This is a genomic window from Acinetobacter sp. UBA3132 (assembly GCF_002364825.1).
GTDB lineage: Bacteria > Pseudomonadota > Gammaproteobacteria > Pseudomonadales > Moraxellaceae > Acinetobacter > Acinetobacter schindleri.
Genome location: NZ_DEZM01000219.1, coordinates 1 through 8,651, shown reverse-complemented (window position 1 = coordinate 8,651; position 8,651 = coordinate 1). Strand labels below are relative to the sequence as shown.

The following is an 8,651-nucleotide window of genomic DNA, read 5'->3' as shown; positions in this document are numbered from 1 at the left end:
TCTTATTTTCGTCCAGACCTGCTGCAAGCTGAACTTTTTCTGACATTGATGCCACTTTTTTGACTTCGCCGTGGTCCACTCGAGCAATGGCCAAATGAAAGCTGTTTGATCCCATATCGATGGCGGCAAGTAATTCTTCATCAATCAAAAAGTCAGACATTCCAGAAATAAACCTTTAACGAATTGTGCTTAGAGTAATTCACAACCATGCAATTTAAAAGCCATTTGTATCGACAATTTACTCCCTTTTAATTTTTTCTTTCTATGTGACAATTGTGTTACACGATTATCTCTATCGTGATCATCCATTAGACAAATTGACAATATAGGTTGAAAATTTGCATATTCCCCTACATTGTTGAAGAAGGCTATGTAATACTAAGAATTATAGCCATCTTTAAAAAATTATTTTCTGGAGCATTCCATGTCTGGCAACATCGTAAATACTACTGACGCAAACTTCGAAGCAGACGTTCTTCAATCAGACGTTCCTGTATTGGTTGACTTCTGGGCTGGCTGGTGTGCGCCATGTAAAGCAATTGCTCCTGTACTGGAAGTACTTGCTGACGAATACCAAGGTAAAGTAAAAATCGTAAAAGTTGATGTGACTTCTTGCGAAGCCACTGCAGTGAACTATAGCATTCGTAATATCCCAGCTTTATTGATGTTCAAAAATGGTGAAGTGGTTGCGACTCAAGTGGGTGCAGCACCTAAATCTAAATTAACAGCGTTCATTGAAGAAAACATTTAATCAACGCTGTTTTAAAGATAAAAATACGTGATCAGATATCGCGTATTTTTTTCGTCCAGAATAAATTGACAAACGCCTGTTTCTCTCTTATATTGCTCATTCAAGAGATCAGGAATACTAAATCCTGTCAATTTCTTACAAGACACAATACATAAGATGCCGCTCGGCAATAGAAATTGTTTTTTCACATTTCTCTTTGAAACAATCAAACAAACCTCTGAATTGTTCTTGTACAAATTCAATTGCTGTCGTTTGAATGCTTGTATGCGGCCGAATGTTACTCCCTTTCTAACCTGTACCTCAGAACTTTGATTCTATCCGACCACCTATGAATTTAACCGAACTCAAGAAAAAACCGATTGGCGAACTCATCAAGATTGCCGAGTTTATGGGCCTAGAAGGCATGGCCCGTAACCGCAAGCAAGACATTATTTTTGCCATCTTAAAGCGCCATGCGATGAATGGTGAAGAGATTTTTGGTGATGGCGTTTTGGAAATTCTGTCAGATGGTTTTGGCTTCTTACGCTCTGCGGCAGGCTCTTATCTGGCAGGTCCTGATGACATCTATGTCAGCCCTTCCCAGATCCGTCGTTTTAACCTTCGTACAGGCGATACTATTACTGGTACCATTCGCCCACCTAAAGAAGGTGAACGTTATTTTGCACTTTTAAAAGTGAACCAGATTAACTACGACACACCTGAGAACTCTCGCAACAAGATTCTGTTTGAAAACTTAACCCCCTTATTCCCAACTGAGCAATTGGTCATGGAATTGGGTAATGGTACCACTGAAGATTTGACAGCTCGTGTAGTCGATCTGGTTGCCCCAATCGGTAAAGGTCAGCGTTCTATTATCGTTGCACCCCCGAAAGCCGGTAAAACCATGTTGCTGCAAAACATTGCACAGTCAATTGTTCGTAACAACCCTGAATGTTTCCTGATTGTACTGCTGATTGACGAACGTCCTGAAGAAGTAACGGAAATGGAACGTACGGTTCGTGGTGAAGTTATCGCTTCAACCTTTGATGAATCTCCAGCGCGTCACGTACAAGTGGCTGAAATGGTAATTGAAAAAGCCAAACGTCTGGTTGAACATAAAAAAGACGTAGTGATTCTGCTTGACTCAATTACCCGTCTGGCACGTGCTTACAACACTGTAATTCCTTCATCTGGTAAGGTATTGACAGGGGGTGTGGATGCACATGCACTTGAACGTCCAAAACGTTTCTTCGGTGCGGCTCGTAATATTGAAGAAGGCGGTTCACTGACCATTATTTCTACTGCATTGATTGAAACCGGCAGTAAAATGGATGAAGTGATCTACGAAGAATTCAAAGGTACAGGTAACCAGGAAATCACGCTTGACCGTCGCATTGCTGAGAAACGCGTATTCCCTGCAATGAACATCAAGAAATCAGGCACTCGTCGTGAAGAACGTCTGATGTCAGAAGATAATCTGCGTAAAGTCTGGATTCTGCGTAAGCTTTTGCATACCCAGGACGAACTGGCGGCAATGGAATTTCTGCTTGATCGCATGAAAGAAACCAAGACCAATGACGACTTCTTCGATCAGATGAAGCGCAAGGCATCTAACTAAATCCTCAAAAATTATAGAAAGGTCATCTAAAACGATGACCTTTTTTATTGGGGTTGACATTGATTACACAAAGAAACAAAGTCCACGATGATTTGTAAACTTATTTGCAAGTTCATGATTAATAAAATAATGGTAAGAAAAATTGTATAAGTTTTAGGGGCTTAAATCGCCTTTACCCCATATAAGTCTTTCCTTTAATTGTTATTTTCTGTTAAAAAAACCATGAATTTCATGCGTTTTTTGCACTTTTTTGAACTTGCCCTGTAGCAATTAAAAATGCGCAGTGATAGCATATTTGCAGACCAGTTAGACTGCTCCTGCGTTGTTAGTACCTAACAAAATTAGGAATAATAAAAGCACATAACAGGCTAACGTCGGTTTTTTTTAATCTCAATTTTTAGAGAGTGATGCCATGTTATTCAAAAAAATCGCTATTGCTGCTGCAGTTGCTACTACTTTAGCTTTCGTTGGTTGTGCTAAAAAAACTGAAGATGCTGCTGCTGACGCTAACCAAGCTGCATCTGAAGCTGTAGAAGCTGCTTCTGAAGCTGAAGCTGCTGCTGACGCTGCTGCTGTAGAAGCTACTTCTGAAGTTGCTGCTTCTGACGCTGCTGCTGTTGCTGAAGCTGACGCTGCTGCTGCAGTTGCTACTGACGCTGCTTCTGAAGCTACTGCTGCTTCTGAAGCTGCTGCTCAATAATCTAACGATTATTCAGTACGAAAAAGAGAGCCATTGGCTCTCTTTTTTTATGCCTGTAAAAATTGAAATTTCTACAGGCAATTCATATCAAGAAAAAAAGCAGATCAATTGACCTGCTCAGTTCCCACACGTTGACGGAATTTTTGCCCCGCACGGAAGGTTACGACCCGGCGTGCAGAAATCGGAATTTCTTCACCGGTCTTCGGATTACGGCCTGGACGTTGACGCTTGTCACGCAACTCAAAATTACCGAAACCTGATAGTTTGACTTGCTCACCTGAGATTAGCGCTTGGCTAATCTCATCAAAGAACAATTCGACCATTTGTTTTGCTTCACGACGGTTTAAACTCGTGAGCTCACTTAAATGATCAGCCATCTCTGCTTTAGTTAGTGCTGTCATGAAGCCCTCAATGTCGCTTGATAAGTGTTTTCTAACACTTGCAGGATATTATCCATGCCTGATTTAATTTCAGCATCTTCCAGGGTGCGGGTTGGATGCTGCCAGAGAAGAGCAAATGCTAGAGAACGCTTGCCTTCTTCTACCCCTTGTCCAGTGTACACATCGAACAACCAGGTTGACTCCAGGAGCTCACCACCAGTCTTTTCGATAAGTCTCTGAATTTCGCTAACATTAATCTTATCACTAATTAAAAGCGCAATATCACGTCGAACCGACGGAAAACGTGATAATTCTGTAAAATTAGATACATAAGTTTGCAAAACGGCTTTTTGATCGAGTTCAGCGACCCAAGTGGTTGCTAAATCCAGCTCATCTTCAAGCGATGGATGTAAACGACCTAAATAACCAATCGACTGACCATTAACCATAATTTCAGCAGATTGACCAGGATGCAACCATGCACGCTCTGAACGAACATATTCAACATTCACACGAGCTGCTGCCAGAATTTCTTCCACATCACCTTTAAAGTCAAAGAAATCCATTGGCTGTGGCTTACCATGCCATGATTCATTGATACGTGAACCAGTCGCAATCAGGGCGAAAGTTGGAATCTGTTTCAGGTCATGAATCGATGCAGCATCCTGATAATCAAAACGCAGACCCAGCTCAAAGAAACGTACGCGGTTTTGCTGACGATTGACGTTATATTGCACACATGGAATCAAACTTGATAACAGGGTTGAACGCATTACCGCTAAATCACTTGAAATCGGGTTTGCCAATGCCAATGGATTTACTGCAGGGTTGAGCTGTTTTTCCAGTTTCAAGTCAGCAAAGCTAAAGCTGATCGCCTCTTGATAACCCAGAGTCACCGCAGTCTGACGAAGCTGAGCCACTTCGAACTGATCCTGGTATTTTGCAAGTTTGACATCAATCACAGGCAAGCTGATTTGAATGTTGTCATAACCATGAATACGTGCAACTTCTTCGATCAAGTCCTGGTAGATCGCCATGTCATAACGGTGTGACGGTGGTACCACAGACCATTGACCTTCTGCTTTCACAGTCACTTCACAGCCCAAACGCGTTAACGCGTCGGTAATGAAGTCTGATTCAACTTTATAACCCAGAAGTTGATCTACTTGTGCCTGTTCAAGCTCAATTGCTTCACGTCTAGGCAATACTGCTGCATTTTCTGCAACTGTAATTGGACCAAACTCACCGCCTGCAAGTTCAGCAATCAGCTGAGACGCCCGGTGCATTGCGATTACTGGCAGTTCAAAGTCCACACCACGCTCATAACGCTGAGAAGCATCGGTATGTAAGCCGAAGCTACGCGCACGACCTGCAATGTGCAAAGGTGCAAAGAATGCAGACTCCAGGAAGATCTCAGTGGTTGCATCCGTTACAGATGAAGACAGACCACCCATGATGCCTGCAATCGCCAATGCTTTTTCATCATCAGCAATCACCATCACTTTTTCATTCAGTTCAACTTCCTGTTCATTTAACAGCACCAGCTTTTCACCGGCTGTTGCTTGACGAACGTGAACTGCACCTTGAACCTTGCCACCATCAAATGCGTGTAACGGTTGACCCAGCTCGATCAATACATAGTTGGTAATGTCGACCAAAATGCTGTGCTGACGGATACCCGAACGAGCAAGCGCACGTTCCATCCATTCAGGGGTTGGCGCTTTGGTGTTGACGTTTTTGATCACACGACCTAAGTAACGTGGACAGCCTTCAGTCGACACCACCACTTTCTTTTCATCAGCAATGGTTGCAGCCACTTCTTGAATTTCTGGCGCAGTCACTGGCAATTGGTTAATCACACCAATTTCACGTGCAATACCACGAATGCTGAAACAGTCACCACGGTTTGGTGTGATGCTGATGTCAATCACGTTGTCATCTAAGTCTAAATATTCACGAACGTTGACACCTACAGGTGCATCGTTTGGTAATTCTAAAAGACCATCAATTTTGTCTTCTAAATCAATTTCAGACGCACCACACAGCATACCTTGGGATTCGATCCCACGAAGTTTGCCCTTCTTGATTTTGAAATCGCGCGGCAATACTGCACCGATGGTAGCCACAGGCGCTTTCATACCTGCACGTACGTTTGGCGCACCACACACGATTTGGAGTGGTTCACCTGAACCGATATTCACGGTAGTTACACGTAAACGGTCTGCATCTGGGTGCTGTTCAACAGTCAGAACTTCACCTACAACAACACCTGTAAATGGTTTTGCTGCTGGAGATAAGTCATCAACTTCTAGACCAAGCATGGTCAGTTGATCAGAAAGTTTCTCGCTGTCGATGGCTGGGTTAACCCATGTGCGTAGCCAATTTTCGCTAATTTTCATTGATATAAAACCTGTAATTCAAATCTCTAGAATCCCCCTCTAACTCCCCCTTTAAGAAAGGCGGAGAACCCCAACTGATTTCGTGGAGTCCCTCTCCTTTTTTAAAGGAGAGGTTAGGAGAGGATTTAATAAAAAGTTTTAAGCAAACTGGCGTAAGAAACGCACATCGTTTTGGTAGAACATACGCAAGTCGTTAATGCCATAACGCAACATTGCAAAACGCTCTACCCCTAGACCAAATGCAAAGCCTTTGTATTTGTCAGGATCAATACCAGCAGAACGCAATACATTCGGATGCACCATACCGCAACCCAGAACTTCCAACCATTTGCCACGCTCATCCATAATATCCACTTCTGCACTTGGCTCTGTGAATGGGAAATAAGATGGACGGAAACGTACTTTCAGATCTTTTTCAAAGAATTCATTCAGCAAGTTGACCAGCAAACCTTTCAGTTCAGCGAAGCTGGTGTTTTCAGCAACGTATAAACCTTCAATCTGATGGAACATTGGTGAGTGGGTTTGATCCGAGTCACAACGGTATACACGGCCTGGACACACGATACGGATTGGTGGTTGTTGCGTTTCCATAGTACGGATCTGAACACCAGAAGTATGCGTACGCAGCAAGTGGTTTACATCAAAATAGAACGTGTCGTGCATGGCACGTGCAGGGTGATGGCCTGGAATATTTAAGGCTTCAAAGTTGTGATAGTCATCTTCAACTTCCGGGCCAGTTGCCACTGTAAAACCTGCTTTGGTAAAGAACTGGCAGATACGTTCCTGTACTTGGGTCACTGGGTGGATACTGCCCACCTGCTGGCCACGACCGGGTAATGTAATATCAATAGTTTCGCTGGCAAGCTTTTGCTCCAGCGCAGCTTTATGCAGTTCTGCCTGACGTGCTGTCAGTGCAGCTGTAATCGCTTCACGCACAGCATGGATTTTTGCACCGAATTCTTTACGTTGTTCCGGATCCATTTTACCCAGCGACTTAGATTGTTCCGCGAGCTGGCTTTTTTTCCCCGTAAATTGCACTCGTACTTGATCAAGTGCAGCAAGGTCTTGAGCTGCTGCAATCGCAGCGAGCGCTTCAGTGGTCAGGGCTTCCAGTGACATAGTAACTCTCAAAGCAACAGGTTAGAAATATTTTTAAAAAACCCCGTATTCTAACAGTTTTTAGGCACGTTGATGAAGATGGCATGTAATGAAAATTAGATTGGCAGATGTAAAAATAAAAAGTATAAAATAAACATGATATCAATTAGATCAAATCATTATGGCAATCGATCAAATTTGGAAACAGCAACTTACTTTAGTAACTTATGGAAATGAGTACCTGTCTCAGGACTTAAGTTTCAATCGCTGGCTTCAGCATTCCATCTTTAATCAGCATCAATTTGCCTTTCGTGATCTGATTTCACAGCATCTTTTAGCGCAGCATTTTCAGGTATGGCTGGAAGGTTTGAAAAAACAGGACGTACAACGTCTGAGTCTGCACCGCTCCACCCTGCTTGAAGATGAGCAAAATCCCAATGTAAATGTTGAACTGCTGCCATTTGAATATTTCATTGTCAGTCATGAAGCCCAGAAAAAAAATGCCTGGATTATTGGCAAAGAATTACCAGAATGGTATACCGCAGACAATGATTATGAAGCACCTGTTACACAGCGATCTTCTCTACGTCATGAAACCTTCTGGCAATACGAACTCAACAGTAAACTGGCCAGACGTGTACTGGCAGATCTGGAACAGCCAAACTGGGACGACATTCAAGTCTTTATGGATCATGAATTATTTGATACCAGATTTGCGCAAGGTTTTGTTCAACCTGCTCAGCTTGGACAACCTTATTATGGGGTGTCTTCTACTGCGGATACAGCTATCGGTAATAGACTGGCATTATTGCCAACCGATTATACAGCTGACTTTGCCCATGACATGCTATACCGTCTGGATGCGCTGGAAGAACTAATCGAAGCTAAAATCCAGCATCCTTATCATGAAAACGGTGAAGTGCTGACACCGGACCAACAGCTTGACCTACGCCATTTTGCGCAGAAAATCGACGATCTGAAAGCGAAGTTTATTGTCAAAATCGCGAATCACTACAAGACTGCAAAACTAAGTCCGAAAATCAGCGCTGATCCATTTGCAGGAATGACTACCGACGAGCATGTGACCAAACCATCTAAAGCACATAAGCCTCACGATGCTGCCAAATCCAATTCAGGTAACGTTATTACCCTGATTATTATTACGGTAATTATCTGTTTGATTGGTTATTATTTTGGACTTTAATGCTGTGCCAGAAAAGCGTCAATTTCTCGGGGCGATCTTAATCTGATCCAGTGGATATGCTGATATTCAGGCATATGCATCAACTTTAAATAATGCTGACGATTTTTCTGGTGGGTTTTAATCATCCACCAGATGATGGAATCACGACTTAACATCTGGCTGAAACTTTCTGTATTATTCGAGTTTGACCAAAGCGGTTGTTTGCTAATTGTCCGCTGTATGGCTCTTTTAATGGAACGATATAGATTGAGTTGAAACGGTAAATCAATCCAGATCACACTGTCGATCTCAGCCCATTTGACGAGAATACTGCGGGTATAATTACCATCAATCACATAGCCATCTTTGGCCTGATCGATGGCTGCTTGAATTTTATCAAAGAACTCTCGATCCACAGTTTCCTGCCAGTTATCCAGCCAGAATAAATTATCCAGCTCGATATAACTGAGGCCTAATTTTGCCGCTAAAGCACAAGCAAAAGTAGATTTTCCCGAGGCAGAGGTACCGACCACATTTATTCTA

8 protein-coding genes and 1 pseudogene are annotated in these 8,651 nt (G+C 42.8%); 4 read left to right on the top strand and 5 right to left on the bottom strand.

Annotation, left to right across the window (positions count from 1 at the left end; all coding sequences use genetic code 11):
- Positions 1–160: pseudogene (locus B4033_RS12005) on the bottom strand (exopolyphosphatase); the annotation flags it as partial.
- A 264-nt stretch (positions 161–424) separates the two neighbouring features.
- Here B4033_RS12005 and trxA point away from each other — a divergent pair.
- The 3 genes from trxA (at position 425) to B4033_RS11990 (ending at position 3,048) form a co-directional block, all read left to right on the top strand.
- Positions 425–751: a thioredoxin gene (gene trxA / locus B4033_RS12000; protein WP_004812997.1), complete on the top strand. Its 327-nt coding sequence runs from the start codon at positions 425–427 to the stop codon at positions 749–751.
- Positions 752–1,079: 328 nt separating this feature from the next.
- Positions 1,080–2,348: a transcription termination factor Rho gene (rho, locus tag B4033_RS11995; protein ID WP_004812998.1), complete on the top strand. Its 1,269-nt coding sequence runs from the start codon at positions 1,080–1,082 to the stop codon at positions 2,346–2,348.
- A 412-nt stretch (positions 2,349–2,760) separates the two neighbouring features.
- Positions 2,761–3,048 (top strand): hypothetical protein, encoded by a 288-nt coding sequence (locus tag B4033_RS11990; protein ID WP_286834265.1) that lies wholly within the window; start codon positions 2,761–2,763, stop codon positions 3,046–3,048.
- Between the two features lie 104 nt (positions 3,049–3,152).
- On the opposite strand, the gene B4033_RS11985 is transcribed toward B4033_RS11990, so the two are convergent.
- The 3 genes from B4033_RS11985 to pheS form a co-directional block, all read right to left on the bottom strand.
- On the bottom strand, positions 3,153–3,449 hold the full coding sequence (locus B4033_RS11985) for an integration host factor subunit alpha (RefSeq protein ID WP_004813003.1): 297 nt from the start codon (positions 3,447–3,449) through the stop codon (positions 3,153–3,155).
- Positions 3,446–5,827, bottom strand: coding sequence for a phenylalanine--tRNA ligase subunit beta (gene pheT, locus B4033_RS11980; protein WP_286834261.1), 2,382 nt, complete (start codon positions 5,825–5,827; stop codon positions 3,446–3,448). Before pheT ends, B4033_RS11985 begins: the two co-directional genes overlap by 4 nt.
- 138 nt (positions 5,828–5,965) lie before the next feature.
- Positions 5,966–6,946 carry a phenylalanine--tRNA ligase subunit alpha gene (gene pheS / locus B4033_RS11975; RefSeq protein ID WP_004813006.1) on the bottom strand — a complete coding sequence of 327 codons (981 nt, stop codon included), beginning with the start codon at positions 6,944–6,946 and terminating at the stop codon, positions 5,966–5,968.
- Positions 6,947–7,106: 160 nt separating this feature from the next.
- Between pheS and B4033_RS11970 the strand changes: the two genes are divergently transcribed.
- Positions 7,107–8,129 (top strand): hypothetical protein, encoded by a 1,023-nt coding sequence (locus B4033_RS11970; protein ID WP_286834257.1) that lies wholly within the window; start codon positions 7,107–7,109, stop codon positions 8,127–8,129.
- Here B4033_RS11970 and B4033_RS11965 read toward each other — a convergent pair.
- Positions 8,126–8,651, bottom strand: a 526-nt coding sequence (locus tag B4033_RS11965) for an adenylate kinase (RefSeq protein ID WP_286834254.1), incomplete at its 5' end; no start/stop codon positions are given. The genes B4033_RS11970 and B4033_RS11965 overlap by 4 nt on opposite strands.